23 protein-coding genes are annotated in these 25347 nt (G+C 53.8%); 2 read left to right on the top strand and 21 right to left on the bottom strand.

The window, feature by feature from the left end; genetic code table 11:
* Positions 1-164 precede the first annotated feature (164 nt).
* Positions 165-1754: a solute:sodium symporter family transporter gene (locus BLP91_RS02655; protein ID WP_091566419.1), complete on the bottom strand. Its 1590-nt coding sequence runs from the start codon at positions 1752-1754 to the stop codon at positions 165-167.
* 42 nt (positions 1755-1796) lie between these two features.
* Between BLP91_RS02655 and BLP91_RS02650 the strand changes: the two genes are divergently transcribed.
* The gene (locus BLP91_RS02650) at positions 1797-2348 is read left to right on the top strand and encodes a hypothetical protein (protein ID WP_091566417.1); all 552 of its coding nucleotides are present in this window, start codon (positions 1797-1799) and stop codon (positions 2346-2348) included.
* 173 nt (positions 2349-2521) lie between these two features.
* Here the strand turns inward: BLP91_RS02650 and BLP91_RS02645 are convergent, their stop codons facing one another.
* The 5 genes from BLP91_RS02645 to BLP91_RS02625 all read right to left on the bottom strand — a co-directional run bounded on the left by BLP91_RS02645 (position 2522) and on the right by BLP91_RS02625 (position 8272).
* On the bottom strand, positions 2522-2857 hold the full coding sequence (locus BLP91_RS02645) for a DUF3870 domain-containing protein (RefSeq protein WP_091566415.1): 336 nt from the start codon (positions 2855-2857) through the stop codon (positions 2522-2524).
* 82 nt (positions 2858-2939) lie between these two features.
* Positions 2940-4145: an acyl-CoA dehydrogenase family protein gene (locus BLP91_RS02640; protein ID WP_091566413.1), complete on the bottom strand. Its 1206-nt coding sequence runs from the start codon at positions 4143-4145 to the stop codon at positions 2940-2942.
* 18 nt (positions 4146-4163) lie between these two features.
* Positions 4164-5363: a CaiB/BaiF CoA transferase family protein gene (locus BLP91_RS02635; protein WP_091566412.1), complete on the bottom strand. Its 1200-nt coding sequence runs from the start codon at positions 5361-5363 to the stop codon at positions 4164-4166.
* A gap of 197 nt (positions 5364-5560) precedes the next feature.
* On the bottom strand, positions 5561-6784 hold the full coding sequence (gene lhgO / locus BLP91_RS02630) for an L-2-hydroxyglutarate oxidase (RefSeq protein ID WP_091566410.1): 1224 nt from the start codon (positions 6782-6784) through the stop codon (positions 5561-5563).
* 93 nt (positions 6785-6877) lie between these two features.
* Positions 6878-8272, bottom strand: a complete 1395-nt coding sequence (locus BLP91_RS02625; protein WP_091566719.1) for an APC family permease — start codon at positions 8270-8272, stop codon at positions 6878-6880.
* 734 nt (positions 8273-9006) lie between these two features.
* On the opposite strand from BLP91_RS02625, the gene BLP91_RS02620 reads away from it, so the two are divergent.
* Entirely contained in the window at positions 9007-10101 is a 1095-nt protein-coding gene (locus BLP91_RS02620; protein ID WP_091566408.1) for an acyltransferase family protein, read from the top strand.
* Positions 10102-10464: 363 nt separating this feature from the next.
* Here the strand turns inward: BLP91_RS02620 and BLP91_RS02615 are convergent, their stop codons facing one another.
* From BLP91_RS02615 to BLP91_RS02545, 15 genes are all read right to left on the bottom strand, one after another.
* The gene (locus tag BLP91_RS02615) at positions 10465-11511 is read right to left on the bottom strand and encodes a Gfo/Idh/MocA family protein (protein WP_091566406.1); all 1047 of its coding nucleotides are present in this window, start codon (positions 11509-11511) and stop codon (positions 10465-10467) included.
* A 48-nt stretch (positions 11512-11559) separates the two neighbouring features.
* On the bottom strand, positions 11560-12690 hold the full coding sequence (locus BLP91_RS02610; protein WP_091566717.1) for a Gfo/Idh/MocA family protein: 1131 nt from the start codon (positions 12688-12690) through the stop codon (positions 11560-11562).
* A 113-nt stretch (positions 12691-12803) separates the two neighbouring features.
* Complete coding sequence (locus BLP91_RS02605; protein WP_176757779.1) at positions 12804-13559, bottom strand: sugar phosphate isomerase/epimerase family protein; 756 nt, start codon at positions 13557-13559, stop codon at positions 12804-12806.
* Between the two features lie 126 nt (positions 13560-13685).
* On the bottom strand, positions 13686-14897 hold the full coding sequence (locus BLP91_RS02600; protein WP_091566402.1) for an acyl-CoA dehydrogenase family protein: 1212 nt from the start codon (positions 14895-14897) through the stop codon (positions 13686-13688).
* Between the two features lie 97 nt (positions 14898-14994).
* Complete coding sequence (locus tag BLP91_RS17465) at positions 14995-15204, bottom strand: hotdog domain-containing protein (RefSeq protein ID WP_176757778.1); 210 nt, start codon at positions 15202-15204, stop codon at positions 14995-14997.
* Positions 15205-15353: 149 nt separating this feature from the next.
* Positions 15354-16058: an ABC transporter ATP-binding protein gene (locus tag BLP91_RS02590; protein WP_091566398.1), complete on the bottom strand. Its 705-nt coding sequence runs from the start codon at positions 16056-16058 to the stop codon at positions 15354-15356.
* Positions 16045-16779, bottom strand: coding sequence for an ABC transporter ATP-binding protein (locus BLP91_RS02585; protein ID WP_091566396.1), 735 nt, complete (start codon positions 16777-16779; stop codon positions 16045-16047). Before BLP91_RS02585 ends, BLP91_RS02590 begins: the two co-directional genes overlap by 14 nt.
* The gene (locus tag BLP91_RS02580; protein WP_176757777.1) at positions 16715-17782 is read right to left on the bottom strand and encodes a branched-chain amino acid ABC transporter permease; all 1068 of its coding nucleotides are present in this window, start codon (positions 17780-17782) and stop codon (positions 16715-16717) included. Before BLP91_RS02580 ends, BLP91_RS02585 begins: the two co-directional genes overlap by 65 nt.
* Positions 17782-18657 carry a branched-chain amino acid ABC transporter permease gene (locus tag BLP91_RS02575; protein ID WP_091566392.1) on the bottom strand — a complete coding sequence of 292 codons (876 nt, stop codon included), beginning with the start codon at positions 18655-18657 and terminating at the stop codon, positions 17782-17784. Before BLP91_RS02575 ends, BLP91_RS02580 begins: the two co-directional genes overlap by 1 nt.
* 13 nt (positions 18658-18670) lie before the next feature.
* Complete coding sequence (locus tag BLP91_RS02570; RefSeq protein WP_091566390.1) at positions 18671-19930, bottom strand: ABC transporter substrate-binding protein; 1260 nt, start codon at positions 19928-19930, stop codon at positions 18671-18673.
* On the bottom strand, positions 19927-20604 hold the full coding sequence (locus BLP91_RS02565) for a 3-oxoacid CoA-transferase subunit B (RefSeq protein ID WP_091566388.1): 678 nt from the start codon (positions 20602-20604) through the stop codon (positions 19927-19929). The genes BLP91_RS02570 and BLP91_RS02565 overlap by 4 nt, the downstream gene beginning before the upstream one ends.
* Positions 20605-20609: 5 nt before the next feature.
* Positions 20610-21260, bottom strand: coding sequence for a CoA transferase subunit A (locus BLP91_RS02560; RefSeq protein WP_245662032.1), 651 nt, complete (start codon positions 21258-21260; stop codon positions 20610-20612).
* Between the two features lie 13 nt (positions 21261-21273).
* Positions 21274-22422, bottom strand: a complete 1149-nt coding sequence (locus tag BLP91_RS02555) for an acyl-CoA dehydrogenase family protein (RefSeq protein WP_176757776.1) — start codon at positions 22420-22422, stop codon at positions 21274-21276.
* A gap of 14 nt (positions 22423-22436) precedes the next feature.
* Complete coding sequence (locus BLP91_RS02550) at positions 22437-23327, bottom strand: 3-hydroxyacyl-CoA dehydrogenase family protein (RefSeq protein WP_091566386.1); 891 nt, start codon at positions 23325-23327, stop codon at positions 22437-22439.
* Positions 23328-23543: 216 nt separating this feature from the next.
* The gene (locus BLP91_RS02545; protein WP_091566384.1) at positions 23544-25268 is read right to left on the bottom strand and encodes a sigma-54 interaction domain-containing protein; all 1725 of its coding nucleotides are present in this window, start codon (positions 25266-25268) and stop codon (positions 23544-23546) included.
* Between the last annotated feature and the right edge of the window lie 79 nt (positions 25269-25347).

Here is a 25347-nt window from a genome sequence, read left to right as displayed (position 1 = left end):
AAGCCGCGCCGGAATACGAAGACGTCGCCCGAGCCGCCCGTTTCCACGGTGTTTCCTTTCATGAGGTATCCCGAGCAGCCCTGGTCCGTTTAGATCAACCACCCGTCCAAGCATAAAACGGACAAACCGCCGACTTTTTGTCGGCGGTTGTTTGGTAGAGGGATTCAAGTGCCAATCCCTGCCTTAGAAAACAGAAGATATAAGGTGATCATCAGAGCCGTCGCCGCGATGCTCATCGGGTATAGCAACTTCCATCGGGTCAAGGGAAGAACTTGTCTATCCTGTAACTGATAATCCGTTTGCCGCGGCCAGATTTTTCCGATCAGGAGCATCAGCCCGGAACAGAGGAGAAAGAGGATTCCTAGGATATGCAAAAAGTAGATCTCTCCATCCATGAAGAGCTGCGTATACCCGTAAATGGTGATAAATAAGACCAGAGCGATTTTAGCCGCGATCGCAGGCACCCGCTTCGTCAGATAGCCGATGACGATGATCGTCAATATCGGAACGTTATAGAAACCGTTTACAATCTGCATGTACTGGAAAAAGGATTGGGGAACCGATGCGAGTAACGGCGCCACCAACATGGCAAAGACCGCCAAAAACGAACCGATCACTTTCCCCCGGGCGACGATCTCGCGATCGGAGGCGCTCGGGTTGAAATAAGGTTTATAGATGTTTAAAACAAACAGGGTGACGGAGGAGTTGAGAACCGAGTTAAAGGTGGACAACACCGCGCCAAACAATGCCGCCGCAAAAAAGCCTGCCAGCGGAGCCGGCATCACCTCCCGGATCAACATCGGGTACGCTTTCATCGGCTCCAAATCGGGACCGAACATATTAAAGGCGATGATACCCGGTATAATGAGAAAAAACGGCCCCAACAGCTTTAAAAAGGCGGCGATGATCAAACCCTTTTGCCCCTCTTTCAAGCTTTTTGCCGCCAACGCCCGCTGTATGATATGTTGTGCCGTCCCCCAGTAAAATAGATTGACCAATAATAACCCTGTAAAAAAGGTGCTGAAGGGAACTGGGTCCGAGGGAGAACCGATAGAATTTAATTTCTCGGGGGAATGTTTGATGATCTCATGAAAACCGTCCACAATGGAGCCCCCACCTAACACGGTTAAGCCGAGAATCGGCACCATCAACCCGGCAATCAACAGCCCGATCCCGTTTAAGGTATCTGAGATCGCAACCGCTTTCAAACCACCGAAGATGGCATAAATCGATCCGATGACCCCGATTGCCCAAACCGTGAGCCACAGAGCAGCCGTGGAACTGATGCCGAGGGCTTCCGGCACATGGAAGATCCCGTTGATCGCAACCGCTCCGGAATAGAGAACCGGCGGCAACAGATTGAGGATATAGCCGAACAAAAATAAGATGGTTACAATCTGTTTGGTACCCGTATCAAAGCGCTCTTCCAGAAAATCGGGGATGGTCTTAATTCCACCTTTCAAGTAACGAGGCAGCAAGAAAATCGCCACCAGAATCAAGGCGATGGTCGTCCCCACTTCCCAACCCATCACCGACATATCAAACTCGTAGCCTTGAGCATTCAACCCCATCAGCTGCTCCGTGGATAAATTGGTCAGCATCAGCGATCCGGCGATCACCCAAGCACCAAGACTTCTTCCCGCCAGGAAATATCCTTCCGATGTATGAAGATTATCTTTGCGGGTCAAGATGTAGGATAAAAATGCCACCAAACCGGTGAAAAAGAGAAACGAAATCACAGTAAACAGCGTCATTATCCCAGCTCCTTTTCTATTTTTCCCTGAGAGGTTGGAAACGTGCACAAGAACCTGAATGCAACCGATCACCATGCCTTGGTTTATGCACTTACTCTATTTTTCTGCAACACCACCCTTTTGCTGCTGTTCATCACAGCCACCCATCCCTTGGAGAAAGGTGTTTGGTCCGCTCTTCACCTCGTCATCACCCTCCTTTCCATCATTTCTTCCTATAAACACGTACGATTCTTGCTTCACCTGTCGGTCCAATCATCCCCTCTAGAACAAAACCTGGACCTGTTACTCTTTTTCATATCGATCATCGTTATTTTCAATGGATTTTTTCTATTCGTGGATCCCGCTTCCTTCTTGGAAAAACAGCTTCTCATGGGAATCTGCATCCTTCCTTTCTATCTTTTCTCACTCTATTTAACCTGCCATTTGCTAATCTCCCACAAAGGACGGGGCTCCCCAGCGTTGGTATCCTATCTCTTTACCGTGATGATATTTACCTTGGTCTCTGCCATTTTCTTATTCACGATAGCTGCCAATCTGTTTCTAAACCTCTCTCACCTTTTTCTCGCCTTTTGTTTTTTGCAGATGAATTCGTAACCGGGGCGCTCGGTATGACTATCCCCTTCACCTTCCCCCCACGGTATAAGACTAACTTTTTAAAATTAACTAATTTTCTCCTATTCTAATTGGTGTGACACTATTCTGCAAATTTTTGATAAACAAAAACCGGCCCTCTGTACATGGGCCGGTTTTTGTTTATGCCGTCCATATCAACCTGGTGTTATGGTCGGAATCTCTTCGCTGTACACCAAATACTGCTGGTGAAGGTCCCGGATAGCAGCGATCAGTGCCTGTTGTGCCTTGCCGTGGTAAGCAGTTTGAATCGCTTCGGTCATCGGTTCCGCCCCTTCCCTCAAACTGTGGCCTTTCAACAGCTCTCCTATAAATCCTCGGGCGTGCTGGGTGGCCAGAGTGCAGGAGGCGTCGAGGATGACACCGTATTTGGGGTCGATCTCCACCGTCAGGGTCAAGGAATCATAAACAGATCGGGCCGCCATCCGTTGTGGCAACTTGGCATGGCCCGCTAGCATCACACTCTGTGCCATATCATTCCTCCTATAAGAAAAATCCTATATTTCGACTTTTCTTATAGGTTATCAGATGTCTATCGTGCAATCCAGAACCCGACTACACCTCCACCTGGGCAAAGGGCCAGGCGGGTAAATTGCGGCGTAGTTCCTTATCTTTTCGGTAACCCAGGGCATATTCCGCCTGCATCACTTGATGGATTTCTCTAGTTCCTTCATAAATGACGGGGGCCTTCGCGTTGCGCATGTATCGCTCCACCGGGAATTCGTGGGAGTACCCATTGGCCCCGTGAATCTGAACCGCGTCAACAGCGGCGTTAAAGGCTGCATCACAAGCGTGCCATTTGGCGAGGGAAGTCTCCCGGGTATTGCGCATTCCTTGGTTTTTCATCCAGCCCACCCGATGGACCAAGAGTTGGGATGTTTCATAGCCGGCGACCATCTTGGCGATCATCTGTTGCACCAGCTGATGTTTACCGATCGGCTTACCAAAGGTCTCTCGCTCGTGAGCGTATTTGAGACTGGCCTCGATGCAGGCGTCGATCAACCCGACGGCACCGGCAGCGACGCTGAAACGCCCGTTATCCAAGGCGGACATGGCGATCTTAAACCCTTCCCCTTCTTCTCCTACCCGATTCTCCACCGGAACCCGCACTTCTTCCATAAAAACTTCCCCGGTATTCCCCGCTCGGATGCCCAATTTATGCTTAAATCCACGAGTAGAAACACCAGAAAAGCTTCGCTCCACAATAAAACAGGAGATGCCACGATGCCCTTGGTCAGGGGTGGTTTTCGCGAAGATCAGAAAGTGATCGGCCACATCGCAGAGGGAGATCCAGGTTTTGCTTCCATTGAGAATGTAGTGGTCTCCGTCACGAACAGCCGTGGTTTGGATGGCAGCCACGTCGGAGCCGGCGTTTGGCTCGGTCAATCCATAGGCTCCCACTTTGCTCCCCTGTGCTTGCGGAGTCAGATATTTTTCTTTTTGAAATTCATTTCCCCACTGTAAGAGCGTCATGCTGTTGAGCGCCGTATGGACGGAGACAGCGGTCCGAAAGGCGGTGTCTCCGCGCTCCAATTCAGCACAAACGATGGCTAGGGTGTTGTAATCCATCCCTTGTCCCCCATACTGCTCAGGGATGCAGATACCCATCAGTCCCAGTTGGGCCAAGCGATCCAGGATCTGTGGTTCAAAATGCTGCTCCGCATCCCAGCCTTCGATGTGCGGAATAATCTCCTTGTCCACAAATTTGCGAACCATCTTTTGGACGGCCTGTTGCTCATCGGAATAAGAGAATTCAAACATTTTCACTTCCTCCTCATTTCATCCGGGAAGCACTTTCGTCTCTTCCCATTCTTTGATTTGCTCTTCGGCATAGCCCAGTTCACTTAAAATCTCTTTCGTATGTTCTCCTAGCAAAGGGGGGGGCTGTCGGTAGGAAACGGGGGTTCGGGAAAAATGTAAGGGGCTCCCCACCAAGGGCACCTTACCGGCGGTGGGGTGTTCCATCTCCACCAACATCTTTCGCGCTTCCACCTGTGAACCGGAAAAGACTTGATCCAAGGTTTGGATCGGTGCGCAGGGTAGATTGGCTTCTTCAAACAGGGCCATCCAATGGGAACAAGGTTGTTCCAGCAAGATAGACTCCAAGAATTGCGTCAACATCTCCCGATTCTCCACCCGGGCGGAATTGTCGGCAAAACGCGGGTCTTCCGCTAACTGAGGGCAGCCGAGGCGCTCCGTCAGCCGCCGGAATTGGGTGTCGTTACCCACAGCGAGAATCATCGGTTGATCCTGAGTATGAAAAAGCTGATAAGGGACGATGTTGGGATGGGCATTTCCTAGTAGATCCGGAAGTTTGCCAGAGATGAGGTAATTGCTGGCCACATTGACCAAGGAAGCGACACTCGCATCAAACAGGGCCACATCGAGAAATTGCCCTTTCCCTGACCGGCTGCGCTCCTGTAGAGCGGCCAGAATCCCGGTCGCCGTAAACAGCCCGGTCAACACATCGACGATGGCCACCCCCACCTTCATCGGACCGCTCGCTTCGCTCCCGGTGATGCTCATCAGCCCGCTCAGGGCTTGGATCATATAATCATAGCCCGCCCGGTGCGCATGGGGACCGGTTTGCCCAAATCCGGAAATTTCTGCGGCAATCAAGCGTGGATTTTCCTGTAACAATCGATCGGGAGAAATACCTAAGCGTGCTAACGTGCCGACTTTGAAATTTTCCACCAGGATATCGGATTGGCGAACCAAATCCATGAGGATGGTTTGACCCTGGTTGGTTTTCAGGTTGAGTACCATTGATCGCTTATTCCGGTTGACACTCAGATAATAGGCGCTTTCCTCGCCTGCATAGGGAGGACCCCAGCCTCTGGTTTCATCCCCTCCTCCGGGTGCTTCCACTTTGATCACTTCTGCCCCTAAATCACCTAAGATCATGGTACAAAAGGGGCCGGCGAGGACGCGGGAACAATCGAGCACCTGAATTCCTGCCAAAGGTCCCTCCCGATTCATAGATGTCTCCTCCTTCACCTTTGAAAAAATAGAAAAGCCGGGCTGCTGAGCGAAAATGCAGCTCGCTCAGGAACCCGGCTCACTCCTGCGGTTTTTTAACCGGCGTGATTAAAAATCGCAGGATATGATTTCAATTGTTATATGATTATTATATGTAATTTTGACTCTTTTGTCAAATCAATCAGGGGACCTCCATCTCATATACTCTGCCGAATCGTGGGGATCTGATCCAGAGCGGGTTCGGGAATCTGATTGACGATCGCTTCCCCGATCTTCATCGATGCGGTGGCGGCGGGTGATGGGGCATTACACACATGGAGGGAACGTTTTCCCGGTAAAATGGCAAAATCGTCCACCATCGATCCGTCAGGTCGGAGTGCCTGGGCTCGAACCCCAGCCTGCGCAGGTACGAGATCCTTTTCCGTCAACTCTGGGATCAGCCGTTGCAAACTGCGGAGAAAAGCCTTTTTGCTGACAGAGCGGATCATCTCTTTGAGCCCCTCATCGATATGAGCCAGCACTAATTTCCAAAAGCCTTTATAAGAGAGGATCTCAGCCAAGTCGGCAATATCAACATCGGTTTTCTTGTATCCCTCCCGCTTCAAACTGAGCACCGCATTGGGACCCACGTGAACGCTCCCGTCGATCATACGGGTGAAATGAACACCGAGAAAGGGGAAATCGGGATTGGGCACCGGATAGATCAGATGTTGGACCAGGTGGCGTTTTTCCGGAACCAGTTCAACATACTCCCCCCGGAAGGGAACGATTTTTAAGCCGGTAGCCTGCCCAGCCATTTCCGCCACCCGGTCACTGTATAGGCCCGCACAGTTGATCAAAAAGCGGGACGACCAGGTACCCCGGTTGGTTTCCAGGGTGACCTGTTCCTTTGTCTCCACGATGTTTTCCACCCTCGTATCCAGCAATAGATGACCCGAACCTTCCCGGATGATGCGGGCGAAGGCCCTGGCGACGGCTTTGTAATCCACAATTCCGCTTTTGGGAACGTATATCGCTTCCATCCCCCGTACATGAGGCTCCCTCTCTTTCAGCTCTCCTTGACCCAGACGGAAGATCTCCAATCCGTTCTCTCGTCCGCGCCGGTACAGACGCTCCATCTGCTGCAGTTCCTCCGGATCCGCCGCCACGATCACTTTTCCGCAGACTTCATGGGGAATCCCGTGTTCTTCACAAAATGCGACTATCGCCGCATTCCCCTCCCGGGCCAGTTTCGCTTTCAGACTGCCCGGTGGATAATAGATGCCGGAATGGATCACGCCGCTGTTGCGACCCGTCTGATGCTGCGCCAGATCTTTTTCTTTCTCGATGACGGCGATTTTAGCCCGGGGGAACCGCTTGACGAGCGCCATCCCTACCGACAGTCCCACAATCCCTCCTCCGATGATGGCAAAATCGTACATCGATCTCCTCCTCCAACACGGTAAAACCGTACCGAACTTCTCCACTTCAGGATTTTCGACCTCCCACTAAACAGATGGAGCAGGCTCTCAGACTCATGCGGTTTGATCCGAACCCGCCGACTGACTCCGCTCTTTTTTCCCCCGAGTTCCTCTGTAAAAGTAAAACAATCCCAGCACCCACCACAACAATAAAATCATCCATTCATAGGGCCATTGCAAGGCGGCGGGCATAGACGGCAGGTAAAGGATAAACAGAAACAGGCTGGTGAATACCGCTCCATAGCCGATCCAGGAGGACTCACCCGCTCTGAAGGGGCGTTTCAACTGCGGCTCCCTTTTCCTCAATACGACAAAGGAAACCGAAACCAGAAGATAGGTCATCATGATCGATAAACTTCCGGCATTGGCAAGCCAAAGAAGTGTCTGCTCTCCAAATAGAGGGGCGATAACGGAACATACGCCAATCAGAAGGATCGCGTTGGCCGGGGTGTGGTATTTGGGATGGAGCCGACCAAAAGCTTCAGGGAGCATCCCTTTACGCGCCATCACGTATAAAACCCGGCTCCCACCGACAAAAAAAGCGTTCCAACTGGTCAAAATCCCGCCGATTCCTCCGATGATCAGCAAGGTACCGCCCCACGGACTGTTCATTAATGCGGCCATCGCATCTGCCGTAGGCAATGAAGACCGTGATATTTCCTCCGGGCTCAAAGAACGTCCCACAGCATACACAATGCCGATATACCAGACCACAGTCATACACACCGACAGCGTCAACACCCGGCCGATTTTCTTAAAGGGGAGATTGATTTCAGCCGCCGTTTGGGGAATGACGTCAAAGCCGACAAACATAAACGGCGTCATGATCAGCACCCCGAATAACCCAGCGATGCCGCCTGTGAAAGCGGGAGATACGTGATCGGGGGTAACGGTGAGAGGGCCGCCGATGATCAAAACCAAACCGATCAAGGTCAGCAACCCGGTACATACGATCTGAAAAAAAGCCGCCTGCTTGATGCCCCGATAATTGATCCAGGTGACGATGAGGGAGCCTGCCATCCCGATTCCCACCCAGGAGGCGTACACATCCCAGCCCGCTACTTGCCACAGGTAACCGACTTGATAGTCGGGAAACAAATAATCAACCACCGTCGGCAGAGCCACCGCCTCAAAAGCGACGACAGAAATGTAACCTAAAGCGATCGCCCAGGAGGCGATAAAAGACCAGCCGTACCCCAGGGCCCTTTCCAAAAAGACCGTAACCCCGCCAGTCTGCGGCATTGCCGATGTCAACTCGGAATAGACCAAGCCGACAAACAGCACCATGATCCCCCCACCGACAAAAGCCAGGACGGACCCGATCAATCCCGCCTCTCTGATCCATTCACCGGCCAAAACCACCCAACCCCATCCGATCATGGCGCCAAAAGCCAACGCCAACACATCAACCCGGGACAACACCTTCTCCGCCTGCTGTTTTGGTTCCATTCCATCCTCCCCCAAAAGGTTTTGCACGATTACTTCAACATCTTTGTCGGTATCCCGCTCGGAGCTGCTCCTCAAGGATAAAAAAGCCGGGCAACTCAAGACAGGGGGGATGGATCCACCCAAATACTTGAACTCCCGGCTCACACCCGTGGATTCCTCGACCGGCTGGGTCAATGGGCACAGGCTATGGTCATGTATTAATTTAATATTGAGAATAATGCGTGCAAAGATGGTTGTCAATAGCTTTTTCTCATTCCAGAATGTTCACCGGACGACCCCAACCTGGCCTGAATGATAAAGGTCTCTGCGGAGTCCTTTTTATCATGGGCGTTGGTTCCGTCGACCCCTGATGTACCGGTGATTTCCTCAGTCCCTCTATTGATTTCTTCGGAATCTAGGGACCATGGGGAGAGTGTATGGTAGCCGTTCAGGGGTTGTAACGACAATCGTAACTGCTTTCCTGAATCCAGTTTGATTTGATGGAAAAGGGACCGCCTCCGAGGTGGTCACTTTTCGCCTGACCCAGATCCATTCAAAGCTGGGGAACCAGGGATTTGTTCCATTGTGGCGATGTGGTTTAGCCTCCTTCCACCTCCGATTGTTAATCGGGCTCAAAGAGTATGTAAAATTTATCGTTGAACCGCGAACCGGTGGACGAACCCCGTGTATAATACAATAGGGTTCCCAATTTTTCCTAGTCCCGGTAGGTCATCTGTGTGAGGGGAGGTTGCTCGATGAATGCCTCTCTAGAAAAACCCTTTGTCGGAGAGTTGTTTTTTGTTCGGGCGATTGCCTGTTTAAGCGTCGTCTGTCTTCACGCCATCTCTCTGATGTATTTGACGTACAATCCCACACCGGCAGAAACCCGGTGGGTTCAAGCCTTTCAGATGCTGTTTATGTTTGCGACCCCCTTGTTCGTCTGCATCTCCGAATTTCTGTTGGCGTATTCCTACCCGGACAGAATCCCTCGCGGTTTCTGGAAAAGACGGATTCAATATATCTTGCTCCCATTTGTGTTTATGGGAGGATTGTACGCCTTCGTTTACAAACAAACGTGGCCGGAGCGGCTGGAACGATTCATGGATATGGTTTTTGCCGCTCAATGGCACGGTTATTTCGTTCTCATCATCTTTCAGTTTTATGTGATTCACACCTGGTGGATTCGTCGCGGAAAGAAGTGGCCATTGCGAAAGGGGCTTTTTTGGGCCTTTGCGATCAACTTCGGATACCTATTTATTATTTTTCTCCTGCGGATGCAACAGGTAACGCTTGATGGATGGATGCAGCACCATCACCTGATCTTTCCGGCTTGGATTTTTTATTTTGCCGTCGGGTATTACGCTGGGGTTTACTTCGACGAGTTTAAGGCCTTCGTGACAAAGTACTCCAAATGGATCCTGACGGGGACGGCGGGATATGCCTTTTTGGTCGCTTTCATCAAATACGCCGGTTGGATTCCTTGGACAGCCTCAAAACGCTTTGACATCCTGCCGTATACCATATTGATGTTGTGTGCTCTGTATTACCTGGCTACACGAATGAAGGAGATTCCTTCATGGGTGATTCTCATCAGCCATACTTCATACGGAATCTACCTCCTGCATCCCATCGTGATGGGCAAGCTGTTGAAGGAGACGTTGCTCCCAGACGGGCTACCCTTTGCCATCTTCTTTGTAGTGATGTTTACAGGCGGAGTGATCATCCCTTTTCTCGTCACTTATATTCTGAACCAGCTTCCTTACGGTGCTTATCTGGTCGGCAAGCTGGGAAAGAGCCGAAAATCAATCACGAACCGAAGAACAACCGCAAATGCCTATTATCGAATGTAGGATATTTCTAACCGTTAACCGGAAAAGAAAAAGACCGCCAAGATACGGCGGTCTCTTTTTGGGGCTCATGGGTTAGGGGTTTCGCCCGCTGGTTCGATGCATGTTGGCAGACAGCGCAAGGACTCAGTCGCATCTGCTACGAGGATGTATCCCCCGTACTAAATTTCCTGGAGGGCCGTAGATAAAGTTCAAGTGGGCGGCTCCGGGCTGGAAACGGCGGCTATCGATCCTCGTCTGGCTCCGGCAGATATTTTCTCCTATTCATATGGAAGAAATCGGCGGTGACACCGACGCTTCGATCAGCGAGGCGGCGTCGGCAATTCATGACTTGTCGGTGGTCTTTTTTTTCAAATCCAACCCGAATCAGGACAGCTTCACCGGTTCACCGGTCTCCGCGGACTGGTAGAAGGCGTTGATCAGGCGTTGGAGGAGCACCCCTTGACGAGGGGTGGACAGGGGCGGGGTGCCGGTGAGACAGCTGTCCACGAATCGCTGGATCTCCCGTTCGTGGTAATTGATGTCCGGCAGGTGAGCGGGGGTGAGATTGACGAGTGTCTCGTGTTTTTCTTGGTAGATGGTGAGCGGGAACAGATCGGCACCACCTTCGTCCCCCATCAGGGTAACGTTCATTTCCTGCAGTTGGTCCACGTTGGCGGCAAAAGCCGTTTCCAGGATCAGGGTCGCTCCGTTTTGAAACCGAATCATGCCCCGGGCCATGTCCTCGATGGAAAAATTCTCCCAGTCCCACTCGCCCATGACACCGACACCCTTGCGATTGCCCAGCTTTTGGTAAGTACTGCCCAGCACGAGCTCCGGTTCGGGGTAGCTCATCAAGTAGAGGGCTGTATCCAGCATATGTACTCCGATATCGATCAGAGGGCCGCCTCCTTGCAGCTCTTTGTTGGTAAACACCCCCCAGCCAGGGATGCCCCGGCGGCGCAGGGCGTGCACCCGACTGGCATAAACATCACCCAGTTCCCCGGCATCGACAAACCGCTTCAACACCTCCACCTCCGGGGCATGACGATAATGAAAGCCATAGGTGAGGATCTTCCCCGCTTCTTCTGCCGCCTGCGCCATCTCATCCGCCTCCTCCGCCGTCATCGCCGGTGGTTTCTCGCATAAGACGTGGCAACCGGCTTTTAGAGCAGCGATCGTGGCCGGAGCGTGAAATTTGTTAGGGGTGCAGACGCTGACCGCATCCAGCTCTACCTGCTCCAGCATCTCCTGATAATCGGTAAAGACTCGGGGAATGGAAAACATCTCCGCACAAGCTTCCGCCGTCTCCTTAACCACATCGGCGACGGCAACGATTTCCACCCGGTCCCCGCATTTTTGATAATTGGTAAGGTGGGCATCTCTCGCGATTCCCCCTGCACCGATCATGCCGATTCGCAATACATCTGTCATCTCCTGGTTGCTCCTTTGCTGTTTGATTGAGTCTATTTCGTTTTCATGTTAGTCCTCTGATATTTCAATCCAACCACCGCTTTGTGCCGACCGTTCCACACCCTCCAACACCATCTGGTTTCGTAGTCCATCCGCAAAATTGGGCGAAGGACTGTACCCTTTCGCAATTCCCTTCATCAATTCCGAAAACAGGTTGATAAAGGTGTGTTCGTACCCGATGATGTGACCCGGCGGCCAATAAGCACCGGCATAAGGGTGAACCTCTTCGGTACAATGGATGGTACGGAAGCCTTGCATCCCCTTCTCATCCTCCTCTAGATAAACTTCCAGGTTGTTCATGTTTTCCAGGTCCCAGCGGATGGACCCCTTTTCACCGTTGATCTCAAACCGGTTGCCGTTGCGGTTGCCGCCGGCAAAGCGGGTCGCTTCAAAGACACCCATCGCACCATTTTCAAACCGGGCCAGAAACGCCGTGGCATCATCCACATCCACTTCCCCCCTGACGTCATCCTCGGCTTGGGGACGCTCCTTGATAAAAGTCTCCATCATTCCGGTCACTGCTGTGAACTCCCCAACTAGAAAGCGAGCCAGATCCAGGATGTGCGCACCGATATCCCCGAGGGCGCCGGATCCGGTCACTTCCTTACGTTGGCGCCATACCAGCGGGAAGTTCGGATCCATAATCCAGTCCTGCAGATACTGAGCGCGGATGTGGTAAATCCGCCCCAGGCGACCGTCGTCGATCAGTTTTTTGGCAAACTGCACCGCCGGGGCAAAGCGATAATTATGGCAAACCATGTGAACCGTACCGGCTTGCTCCGCCGCTCTGGCCATCCGCCGGGCTTCGGCCACGGTCAGCGCCAGCGGTTTCTCGCAGAGAATGTGTTTGCCGGCCTCTGCCGCCGCGATGGCGATCTCTGCGTGCAGATGGTTTGGTGTGACAATATCGATCAAGTCGATATCATCCCGTTCGATGAGGCGGCGCCAATCGGTCTCAGTCGATGCCCACCCCAGTTGGTTGGCTGCCGCCTCCACTCCGTCCCGGTCTCGACCAGCCACAGCCTGCAACACCGGAACCGCTTCCGGTTCGAAGAAAAACGGAAGATCCCGATAGGCGTGACTGTGCGCCTTGCCCATAAACTTGTAACCGACCATCCCAACCCGCACCTGTCGCTTCATTCCATCCACCAGTTTCCATCCTTCCTTCGAGTGAATTCGCTTTCAATATTTCTTAAATTTGATCGGCTTGCTTACCGTACCACCTGTTCCCACCCGAACCCACGAAGTATGGACTAAACCCACCCCCGCTCTTTCAGCTGTTCCATACTGATTTTAACACTTTCCAGGGAAGAGTGATGGCGACATTCATCTTGCTCCACCACATACCATTGCACACCGGAAGTGTTGCCTACGGCAAAGATCCCATCCAGATCCATCACCCCCGTACCCACTTCGGCGAAAAAACCATCCTCCGCCATATCCTTCAAGTGGACGACAGGGATCCGTCCTGCATAACGGCGAAGGTAGGCCAGCTCATCCTCCCCGGCCCTGCGAATCCAATAAAGATCCAGTTCGGCCAAAACAGCTGATGCCTCCGTCCGGCGGTACAGAGCATCCAAGGCGATTTCCCCGTCCAGTCTGTTTTCTAGCTCAAAGGCGTGGTTGTGGTAACCGAACCGCATCCCCCGCTGGCCGACGGTTTTGCCAATCTCCTCCAACTCTCCGATCAAAGCTCTGGCTCGATTTCCGTCCCGGAATAGCTGCGGACCCACCCACGGGCACACGATATAGTCACATCCGATTTCCCGGTGAAATTCCAGTACTTCCGGAAGCCGCTGACGAAGGTCATCGATGCTGACATGGCTGGCGATGGGGTGCAGGTTGAACTCTTGTAGCATCCGGCTTACTTCGACTGCCGAACATCCGTAAAATCCGGCAAACTCCACTCCCCGATAGCCCAGCTCCGCCACTTTGGACAAGGTTTCCACCAGGTTTCTAGCGCACTCTTCCCGCAACGTATACAACTGTAATCCGATTTGTACGGGCACAAAAAGCCGCATCCTTTCTATTCCTAAGATTCTACCCATTAATTTTTGTCAAAAATAGCAGACATCCGGTCTCCTGTCCAGCCCCATAAAAAGATGCCGGACTTCAGCCGGCAGCTTTCGCACAGATTAAGAGAAGATTTCTTCTTTTTTAAAGGGCCACCGGGGCAGCGTCTTCCGCAAATCTTTATCCTTGCGGTAACCGAGGGCATACTCCCCTTGCATCACCTGATGGATTTCCCGGGTACCTTCGTAGATAACAGGAGCTTTGGCGTTTCTCATATACCGCTCCACGGGAAATTCGTGGGAGTATCCGTTGGCCCCGTGGATCTGAACGGCGTCCACTGCAGCTTGGAAGGCAGCGTCACAGGCATACCATTTGGCGAGAGACGTTTCCCGGGTGTTGCGCATGCCCTGGTTTTTCATCCAGCCCACCCGGTAGACCAACAGCTGGGAGGATTCGTAACCGGCAATCATCTTGGCAATCATCTGCTGAACCAGCTGGTGGCGGCCGATCGGTTTTCCGAAGGTTTCCCGTTCATGGGCGTACTTGACGCTGGCCTCGATGCAGGCGTCGATCAGGCCGACCGCGCCGGCAGCCACACTAAACCGACCGTTGTCCAAAGCAGACATCGCAATTTTGAATCCTTCCCCTTCCTCCCCGACAAGGTTTTCCTTGGGCACCCGCACGTTTTCCAGAAAAACCTCTCCGGTATTGCCCGCCCGAATACCCAACTTGTGTTTAAAACCGCGAGTGGACACCCCTTCCCAGGTCCGTTCCACAATGAAACAGGACAACCCCCGATGTCCCGCATCCGGATCGGTTTTGGCGAAGATGAGGAAGTGATCGGCCACATCGCAGAGGGAGATCCAGGTCTTGCTCCCGTTGAGAATATAGTCATCCCCGTCCTTTACCGCCCGCGTTTGCAGAGCCGCCACATCGGAGCCGGCATTGGGTTCGGTCAATCCGTAAGCTCCCACCCGGGTCCCCTGTGCCTGAGGGGTCAAATATTTCTCCTTTTGGTGTTGATCCCCCCACTGGAGCAACGTCATGCTATTCAAGGCCGTATGGACGGATACCGCCGTCCGGAAGGCGGTGTCCCCCCGCTCCAGTTCAGCACAAACGATGGCCAGAGTATTGTAATCCATCCCCTGTCCTCCGTATTCTTCGGGGATACAGACCCCCATCAAGCCCAAGTCGGCCATTTGATCGATCATCTCGGTTTCAAAGTGCTGTTCCGCATCCCATTTTTCGATATGAGGCATGATTTCCCGGTCGACAAATTTGCGTACAGTCTTCTGCACCGCCTGCTGCTCTTCTGTTGGCGAAAAATCAAACATTGGATCACTCCTCAAGAATCCGATTTGCACAAAATGCGGAAAAACCCGGTGACCGTGACCATCATATCAGACTCATCCACCACCGTCCCCCAGGCCGTCACCGTGCGGCGGGTCTGATGCAGCACTTCCCCGTGACAGCGGATGAGTTCCTCGGAGACTGGGGTATAAAATCCACATGGATCATCTGAGTGGTAGCCGCTTTCGCCCCCGACACGGACTGGATCGCCAAGCCCACGGCGTTGTCCAGCAGTGAAGAGAGCACCCCGCCGTGGGCGGTCCCGTTTCCGTTGAAGTGCAGCCGCTCCACCGTCAGCCGATATGTTGCCAGATGCCAGAAGGGAATATCCCGGGGGAAATATCGAAACAGCTGTTGTAACTCCGCTTCTTTATCCTTCCGTCGCCCACTCTAAGTCCTTCCCCTTCTTAAAAAATAGCGGCCGATCTCTGTTCCCTTCTTCAAACACCCAAATACACTTTTCGCAAGTCTCGGCTGTGTAAAAGATCTTTTCCCTGTCCATCGGAGACAATCCGGCCGCTAACCAATACGTAGCCCCAATCGGAACACCTGAGGGAAAAGGTAGCATTTTGTTCCACCATCAGAATGGTGAGACCCTGCTCTCTCAGTTCCTGCAAAAATCGAGTCACCTGACGCACCATAATCGGTGCCAGTCCCAAAAAAGGTTCATCCAACAGCAGTACCTGAGGTTGGGCTATCAAGGCCCTTCCCAAGGCCACCATCTGCTGCTCTCCGCCGCTTAGAGAACCGGCCGGCTGTTTTTCCCGCTCCTTCAGCTTCGGCAACAGGGAATAGACGAAGTCGAATCCCTGTTTTCGCCGCTTGCGGGCACGGGGCGTGTAGCTCCCCATCTCCAGGTTCTCCCGCACCGACATCTCCGGAAACAACCTTCGCCCCTCCGGCACCATCACCATGCCGGCTGCCACCCGTTGATGCGTAGGCCAGCGGCTGATCTCCTCTCCCTCCAGCCAGATCCGACCCTCCGTCTCGATCTCCACGCCCATCAGGAATTTCATCAAGGAGGATTTGCCCGCTCCGTTGGTCCCCACCACACTGACGATTGAACCGCGGGAGACGGATAAGTGAATGTCGTGCAGCACCGTCAACTCCCCATATCGTCCGTACCCCTTCTCAATGGACAGCATCCGGCTCCACCTCCCCCAGGTAGGCATCCACCACTTCCGGATCACGAATCACGTCAACTGTCGCTCCATGGGCCAGCAGCGCCCCGTGATGAAGGACCAGCAACGTTTGCGTCAGCTCGGTGATCGCCTGCAATACGTGCTCGATCATCACCAGCGTCACACCGGTCTCCTGAACTTTTCGCAACACGTCCATCAGATCCCGGACCTCGTCGGGGGAGAGTCCCCCCATCACCTCATCCAGAAACAGGAGGGAGGGACGTGTGGCCAAGGCTTTGGCCAGTTCCAGCTTCTTTTTCAAACCGATCGGCAGATGGGTGACGGAATGGTGGAGATAAGCTCCCAAGCCTACAAACCGGAGCACCTCTTCCGCCCGTTCCCTCGCCTCCCGCAAGGCGGGGGATTGCTGCAGGGCGGCCACCACCACATTTTCCATCACATCCAGCTGACCGAAAGGTTTCGTGATCTGGAAGGTCCGAGTCATCCCCAGCCGGCTGATCTGATACGCTTTTTTACCTGTGATCGCTTTCCCTTTGAACCAAACCTCCCCCGCATCGGTTGGCAGAAAGCCAGTAATCAGGTGAAACAGGGTGGTTTTGCCCGCTCCATTGGGCCCGATGATCCCTAAGAAATCGCCTTCCTCCACGGTAAAGGAAACATCATCCACCGCCGTCAGGCCCCCGAAACGTTTGGTCAGATGCTCCACTGTCAACAACGGAGCCATGTGATCTCCCCCCTTTTCCTGAACGGAATCGCTCTTTTAGCCACGGAATCATGCCTTCAGGTACAAACAGCACCACCAGCACCAACAGCGTCCCGTACATCATCGCGTGGACGCCTCCCTGCGTCCCTTGCAACAGATCACGCATCAGGGTGTCCAGTCCAGTGACGACAAAACTGCCGAACACCGGCCCCAAGGCCATACCCAATCCACCGATCATAGTCATCAGCACCATCTGAATGGAAACATTGAAGGAAAATTCGTGATATGGTTCGATCACCGTGACATACTGGGCATAAAAAGTGCCGGCTACGGCCGTGATCGCACTGCTGATCACCAGGATCCCCACCTTCACCCGAACCGTATGGATACCGAGGGCTTGAGCCGCCGCTTCATTGTCTCGAATCGCCATCAGCTCATAACCGAACTTGGACTGCTTCAACCACCGGGCCAGCAGAAAGGGGATCAGACAGATGACCAATGCGATAAAGTAATAAGGAATTTTCGAGTCAAAGGCCATGTTGGCAAACCCCGGTTTATATGGGACGGTAATCCCCTGGGAACCCTGAGTCACTTCCGTCCAGTTGACAGCCACAATCATGAGCACCTCAGCGATGGCGATGGTGGCCAATCCAAAAAAAGGGCCTTTCATGCGCAAGGTGATGATCCCGATCAACCAGCCCAATATCGCTGCCAACACCGCTCCCACCAACATCCCCAGCCACGGGGAAATGCCCAGCCGCACGAACAGCAGCGTGGAGGTGTAGGCCCCGATCCCGAAGAAGGCGGCATGCCCCAGGGAGAGCAAACCTCCGTACCCCCCGGCCAGATTCCAGGCGCCGGCTGCAGCTCCCCATAACAGAGCCAAAATCACAGTATCCAAATAATAGAGTTGGTTTTGCAGCAAAAAGGGTAGGGCGATCAGAAAGAGCGCAGCTGACCCCACTCCGACGGTGGGTGTCAGGATCGCCGACCGTCTCTTATTTCCTTCGGTTGTGACGTTCATCATTGGTTCACCTCGGGAATCCGCTTACCGAACAGACCCGCCGGCTTCACGATCAGAATGACGATAAACAATAAGAGATAGACCAGTTGTTTCATCGAAGAACCGATAAAGTAAGCACTGGTCGTCTCTACCACGCCGATCAACAGACCGCCGAGAATCGCTCCCCGAAGACTGCCCAATCCGCCCAACACCACCACCACGAAGGAGACCAACAAAAATTGCGTCCCCAACGTTGGGTGAACGGCAAAGACAGAAGACAACAGGGCACCGGCCACCCCGACGAGGGCGATGCCGATTGCGAAGGACAGAGTAAAAATCCGCTGGGGATGGACTCCCATCAAGACCGCCGCAAAGCGATCCATGGATGCCGCCCGGATCGCTTTACCCAGATAGGTGCGGTGAAGAAAAGCGAACAGGATTCCGGTCACCACCAAGGCGACGATAAAGGCGATCAACAAGGGCGACGATATTCGGAGATCCCCCCACTGCAGTGACCGAGTCGCCCATTCGTTATGAATGGAACGGTAATCGGCGGACCAAAGCAATAACGCAGCATTTTGAATCACGATAGACAGCCCGATGGTAACCAAAATGGAAGCTTCATGGGAGCGCCGGATGGCGTGACGGATGACGAACCGGTACATCAGTGCTCCCAACAGACCGAGAGCAGGCACCACCAGAAACAGGCCGATATAGTTGTCCACGGAGTATAAGGTGTAAAACCAGTAGGAGAAGTACATGGCCACCATCAGCATATCCCCGTGCACAAAGTTAACAATGCGCATCACGCCGAAAATCAGGGTCAGCCCTAGACTGATCAAGGCGTACACCCCGCCGATCAGAATCCCGGAAATCAAGAGCTGTAAAAAGATCATGGATTCCCTCCTCTCATTTCCTTTCCGACCACTCAGGCATAGGGATCATCTGGGGTTGGCTCTTGCTGAATGATTCCGGGTAGATCACCACGAGCTTTCCATCTTGCCACTGCATCACCGACATGGCCGCACGGGTATTCTGACCGGTTTCGTTAAATTGGACTCCCCAGCCGACTAGGGTGGATCCGACCGGCTTGTCTAAAGAAAGGGCCGCTTTCCGGATTTTATCTGGATCGGTCCCCCCCGCTTTGGGGATCACATCGTGAAACAGGATATAGGCGGAAGAAAAAGCCAGCGTGGCGATCAGATCGGGCTTTTGACCGTACTTTTGCTCATAACGTCGTTGAAATTCCTGTTCCATTTTGCGCATTTCTGGCGTCAAGGCCCGGGGGTGGACGGAATTGGCGCTGCTGGTATCCATGACCCCGTCGGCTCCTTCTCCGAAGGTTTGTCCAAAATTATCTGAACTTTGGCCCGCGCCGTTTCCGATAAACACCTTGGCATTGAGGCCCAGCTGTTTCGCCTGTTTCCAAAACAGCTGCGCATCAGTGTCGTATTGCACCATATTGATGATATCAGCATCGGAATTTTTGAGACGAAGGATGGCGGAAGAAAGGTCATTAGTCGCTTTCGCGTTGTAGCGAATCTCCTCCACAATGGGGATGCCGGCTTTTTTGGCCGCCTTTTTGGTGGAGGCAGCCACGCCCTCGCCGTAATCCCCGTCCTCATGGACGAGCGCCATTTTCATCTCTTTATTTTCCAACCCCAGCTTCGGCCCCACCACTTCTTCCAGAAAACGGACCGTCGCTGGCCCATACATGGTGGCATCAGGATTGGGACGAAAAACATACTTGAAACCGCGGCGGGTGAGACGGGGATCGGTGGCCGCCACCTCCCATAACACTGCTCGGTTTCGCTCTGTTATCCCGCTGGCGGCCATGCTGCTCGGACTGGCGTAGGTACCCACGATCACGCGGATATCCTCTTTCAGGATGAGGCGATTCACCTCGTGAACAGCGGCTACGGCCGTCGGCACATCCACCTTGTCCAACTCGATCTTGGGCCCTTTCCCCTGGGCATTGGCGATATCTGCGGCGATCTGGGTCCCCCGGGTACAAGACTGACCGATTTTCGCCAGATTCCCCGAAGTGGGAAAGGCGACCCCCACCCGGACTGTGTTGGCGTCAGCCCGGGAGTCTGGCCGTCCACAGGCACTCACCAACAGGGAGAGCGTCAACATCGAAGTCAACAGCAGGATGGTCGACCGCTTCATTGGAACACCTCCTTCCGGTTGACCACTTTCAACTGGGGATGCACCTGAAATTCAGCCGGTGTGATCGCTTTCAATTCTCTAAGCGACAAATGGCTTCCGATCTCGGTCAAAATCATGCAATTCGCTTCAAAACGGAAAACCGCGTGTTCCGTCACCAGAACATCCACTTCCCCCCTGGCCGTCAGCGGCAAGGTGCATTCGGGGAGCAGTTTCGGCTGTCCTTCTTTGGTACGGTGGGTGGTGGCCACGATCACCCGTTTCGCTCCCACCACCAGATCCATGGCTCCTCCCACCCCCAGCACGGTTTTACCGGGGACGGCCCAGCTGGCGAGATCTCCCCGTTGGCTAACCTGCAATGCCCCGATAATGGTGACATCCAGGTGGCCTCCACGCATCATGGCGAAGGATAACCCGCTGTCGAAATAGGAAGAGCCCGGCAATTCGGAAATCAATTGGCGGCTGGCATTGATCAGTTGGGGATCCGCCGCTTCCGGCGGGGGGCTGGGCCCCACTTCCATCATTCCGTTTTCCGTATGGAGATGGATGTTCACACCGGGAGAAAGTTCATTATTGACCAGCGTGGGAATGCCGATGCCCAGGTTGACCACATCGCCGTCGCGCAACTCCTGTGCCGCCCGACGGGCGATCCTTCTTCGAATCAGTTGATGTTCCATGTGATTCACTCCGTTACCAGGATATCGACAAAGGGATGGGGAGTAATGATGGCTTCCGGATCCAACATTCCTGCAGGAACGATCCGGTCCACTTCCACGATGGTGAGGTGAGATGCCATGGCCATCAAGGGGTTGAAATTGCGCGCCGTTTTGTAATAGACCAAGTTGCCCAGCTCATCGGCCAGATGCGCCTTCACTAAGGAAACATCGGCCTTCAGCGCTTTTTCCAACACATGGGGTCTCCCCTCAAACTCGCGGACCTCTTTCCCCTCTGCCAATTCCGTCTCCGCTGCGGTCGGGGTGTAAAAAGCGGGAATCCCGCTTCCGCCGGCACGGATCGCTTCACAAAAGGTGCCCTGGGGAAGCAACTTCACCTCCAGCCTCCCCTGTTGGTATGCTTCTCCTACATCAGGATTGGTGGTGAAGTAGGTGCCGATCGCTTTTCGGATGCGCCCTGTATTCAACATCTTTCCCAATCCCTGCCCCGGTGTGCCGATATTGTTGCTGATGAGGGTGAAGTCCCTCCGGTCCGACTCCACTAGAGCATCCACCAGCTTGAAAGGGACACCGGACAGGCCAAAGCCGCCCACCATCAGGGTGGCCCCGGACTCAATCCGGCTCACCGCCTGTTTCGCCGTCATCTGTTGCACGGACACCGTCCACACCTCCTCACCGGGTGTATTCCCGCTTCAACTGCGCGGCGATGATATTCCGCTGAATCTCCGAGGTCCCCTCATAGATGCGGGTGATGCGGGCATCCCGATAGAACCGCTCCACCGGAAACTCTTTCATATAACCCATGCCGCCGAAAATTTGGACGGCTCGGTCAGCAACTCGGTTGTACACCTCAGAGGCGTACAACTTGACAGCAGCTGATTCTTTAATCACTTTTTCCCCCTGATCCACCAGGGAGGTGACCCGGTACAACAGGCTGCGGAGGGTTTCGATTTCCAGGGCAGTGTCCGCCAGCATATGCTGAACCGCCTGATTCTCGAAGATCGGTTGGCCGAACTGTTTCCGTTGCATGGCATAATCCATCGACAGCTCCAATAATTTTTCACAGGAACCGAGGCAACGGGCAGCCAGGGAGGCGCGTCCGTTGGCCAGGATTTTGAGGGCATTGACATACCCCTGGCCTTCTTCGCCGAGGCGGTTTTCCACCGGCACCTCCACATCTTCGAAAAAGAGTTGACAGGTGTGGGATCCCCGAAGACCCATCTTCTCGTCGGCAGGACCGCGGCTCAGTCCCGGGGTGTCGGCCTCCACCAGGAAGGAGGTGATCCCCTTCGCTCCTTTGGTGGGGTCGGTCACCGCCATCACGGTGATCACATCCGCCTCAGGACCGTTGGTGATAAAATGCTTCATCCCGTTCAGGATGTAGCGGTCCCCTTTTCGTTCAGCGCGGGTTCTGAGATTGGCGGCGTTGGATCCCGCTTCCGGCTCGGACAGAGCGAAGGCGCCCAGCCGTTCCCCCCGGGCCATCTCCGGCAGGAACCGCCGCTTTTGCTCCTCATTGCCCAATTCCACGATGCCCACTGTACCGATCCCCGTGTGGGCGCCGATCAGGCTGGTAAATCCGTTGTGAGTCTTCCCCAACTCTTCCAGCAGCATGCATTTCTCGGTCATGTTCAGGCCCAACCCATCGTATTCCGTCGGAATGGACAACCCGAACAGCCCTAATTCCTTGGCTTGTTCCGTCACCTTTTCAGGCACAAGGTCTTCTTGCTCGATGGTCTGGGCCACCGGTTCCACCACTTCCCGGACAAAATCGCGAACCACGGTGGTGAGTTGCTTGATTTCCGTATCGGTCCTGACCATATTGATCACCGTCCTTATGGAGATTCTTCCGTTTGTTGCAAGCGACGGCCCTGTTCGTCATAACGGTACACACCCTGCCTGGTCTTTCTCCCCAACCGGCCGGCCTGCACATACTGAACCAACAGGGGGCAGGGGCGAAACTTTTCCCCCAGCGTCTCATGGAGATACTGCAGCACCTTGAGCCGGGTGTCCCAACCCACCAGGTCCCCCAATTCAAAGGGACCCATCGGATGATTCAATCCCAGCTTGATCGCCCGGTCGATCTCCTCCGCTGAACCCACCCCTTCCATCAGCATATAGAAGGCTTCATTGCCCACCAGGGCAGAGATTCGGCTGGTGGCAAATCCGGGACGTTCCTGGATACGGGCCGTTTCTTTGCCCAGTTCGCGCCCCACGCGCAGGGTTTGCTCCACCACCGGGTCACTGGTTTGCAACCCCCGGACCACTTCCACCAGCTTCATGCGATGGACCGGATTGAAAAAGTGCATCCCGATCACCCGCTCCGGCTTGGAGGTCACTGCCGCGATTTCCGTGATGCTTTTGGCCGAAGTGTTGGTGGCAAGCACCACTTCATCGGGGAAAATGGCATCCAGTTGGCGGAACAGCTTCTGCTTCACTTCCAGATCCTCCACCACCGCTTCGATGATGAAGTCACAGGAAGCTAGAGCTTCCAAGGAATCCGCCGGCTGAATCCGGTCCAAGGTCGCCTCTCCCTCTGACGAGGTGATCCGTTCTTTTTTCACCTGCCGTGCCACCAATGACTCCAATTGGGGAATTGCCTGCTCCAGCGCCTCCGGATCAGCGTCATACAGGCAGACAGAAAAACCTTGCACAGCCGCCTGATAGACGATTCCCTTTCCCATCACACCAGCACCGATGACACCGATTTGACGTACCTCTTTCATCTTTCACTCTCCTTCAAAACGTTCCACGATATTTGCCATTCCTTGACTCCACCGGGATGAACTCCATTCTCACCTCCTGAGTGATCGACTGCTGTATAATGCAAAAGGTGTGCCAAAGATAGCACACCTTGTGATCGCTTCTCGTGATTAACCCCGAGGTGATTTAAGTCAAAAAAATAAGTCGATTCCGCTTCATCAACCGGAATCGACTTACCGTTACGATTTTTTTTTGATACCGTATTTGTAAGCTTTGCGGATGGCGCTGGACTGACTGATGGATAGACGTTTGGCCACCTGATAGGAACTGTGATGCCGCCGGTAGGCCTGAGCAAGAACCTCCCGCTCTACCTGGGCGGAAAAAGCAGGCAGGTTGGGAAACGATCCTTCCCCGCTCAAAAAGTAAGGTTCCCCGTTGATCTCCGCCCGGACACCAGGCTCCCTTTCTTCCTCCATCGTCTTCGAAAATCCGTGAGTCTCAGGGATCATCTGGGTCGTGATGGCGTCGGTGGGGCTGGTGATCACCACCCGTTCCACCAGATTGGCCAGTTCCCGCACATTGCCCGGCCAGTCATAATCCCGCAGTTTCTCGTACACTTCCGGTAGGAAATACCGGGAGGTTCGATGCTTCTTGTTAAAGTGATCGAGAAAATGGAGCAACAACGGCTTAATATCATTCCGGCGGTGGCGGAGGGGGGGAATTTCGATGGGCACGACGCTGATCCGATAGTAGAGATCCTCCCGGAACTCCCCCTTCTTCACCATATCCATCAAGTTGCGGTTGGTGGCGGCGATGATCCGGGCATTGAAGGGAACCGATCGGATACCGCCCACCCGGCGCAAACTCCGCTCCTGCAGGACCCGAAGGAGCTTCACCTGCATCGGTTGCGGCAGCTCCCCGATCTCATCCAGAAAGATGGTCCCGTTTTCTGCGATTTCAAAGATTCCCGGCTTCCCTTCTTTTTTTGCTCCGGTAAAGGCGCCGGGTTCGTACCCGAACAGTTCGGACTCGATCAGGTCAGGGGGAATCGCTCCACAATTGACGGTGATAAAGGAGCCATCCTCAAAGCGGGGACTCTGCCTGTGAATGGTGCGGGCAAACACCTCTTTGCCGACCCCCGACTCACCCAGTAGTAAAACGGTGGTATCCGTCGGGGCCACCCGTTCGGCCAGATGAACCGCCTGTTTCATGGACAGATCATTCATGATGATAGAGAGTTCGTCTTTGAGATGCAACTTTCGTAGCTGGGACAATTCCCGGCGGTAGCGGTCGGACTTCTTCCTCGTCTCATCCAGTTCGTCCTTGAGACGATTGAGTTCCGACACATCCCGAATATTGGTGACGACCCGGACCACCTTCCCGTCCTCATCAAAGACGGGGCTGCCGGTGATCACGTTTAACTTTCCCTGTTTATTGGCCTGAACGACGCTGACCGGCTGGCCGGTTTTCAATACTTCCAGCGTCACCGACTTTTTCAGAATTCCCCTCCGTTCCAAATACCGCACATCTTTACCGATATAGTACTCCTTGGGGATGCCGGTCAGCCGTTCGATCGCCGAGTTGGTATGAAGAGTGATCCCATGGGCATCGGTGATATAGATACAATCGTAGGAGTTTTCAATAATCGCATCCAACTCCTGACTGCCCCGCGTCCCCTGATCATAGGGCTCCAACCGGTAGAGTGTGCCCCCCTCAAGGCTGGCTGGCTGTTCCTGATAAAACCGATACGCCTCCCCTTTGCGGGTAATCCAAACCTCCCCCGACGTCCGTTCCAAAAAAAAGGATTGGAACTTTTCCCAGGTCTGCGGAAAGTGGCTTCCAGTGGCCACCTCTTCCCACAGCTGCCGTAGGGAACGGGTCACCTTCACAATCTTTCCGTCCGCGTCTACCACTGCCATCAAACAGGGCAATTCTTCCCAGAGATGTTGCCAATCCAGCTGCATCAGGCATCCCCCTCCATAACGAGTTTCAGATTTTCTGATTCTCTGAAGAAATCGACCTGCCTCCAGGGTTTAGAAATAG

The sequence above is a fragment of the Melghirimyces thermohalophilus genome (genome assembly GCF_900102685.1).
GTDB lineage: Bacteria > Bacillota > Bacilli > Thermoactinomycetales > DSM-45169 > Melghirimyces > Melghirimyces thermohalophilus.
The sequence above is the reverse complement of the archived record's forward strand: the minus strand, read 5'-3'. Positions and strand labels throughout refer to the sequence as shown.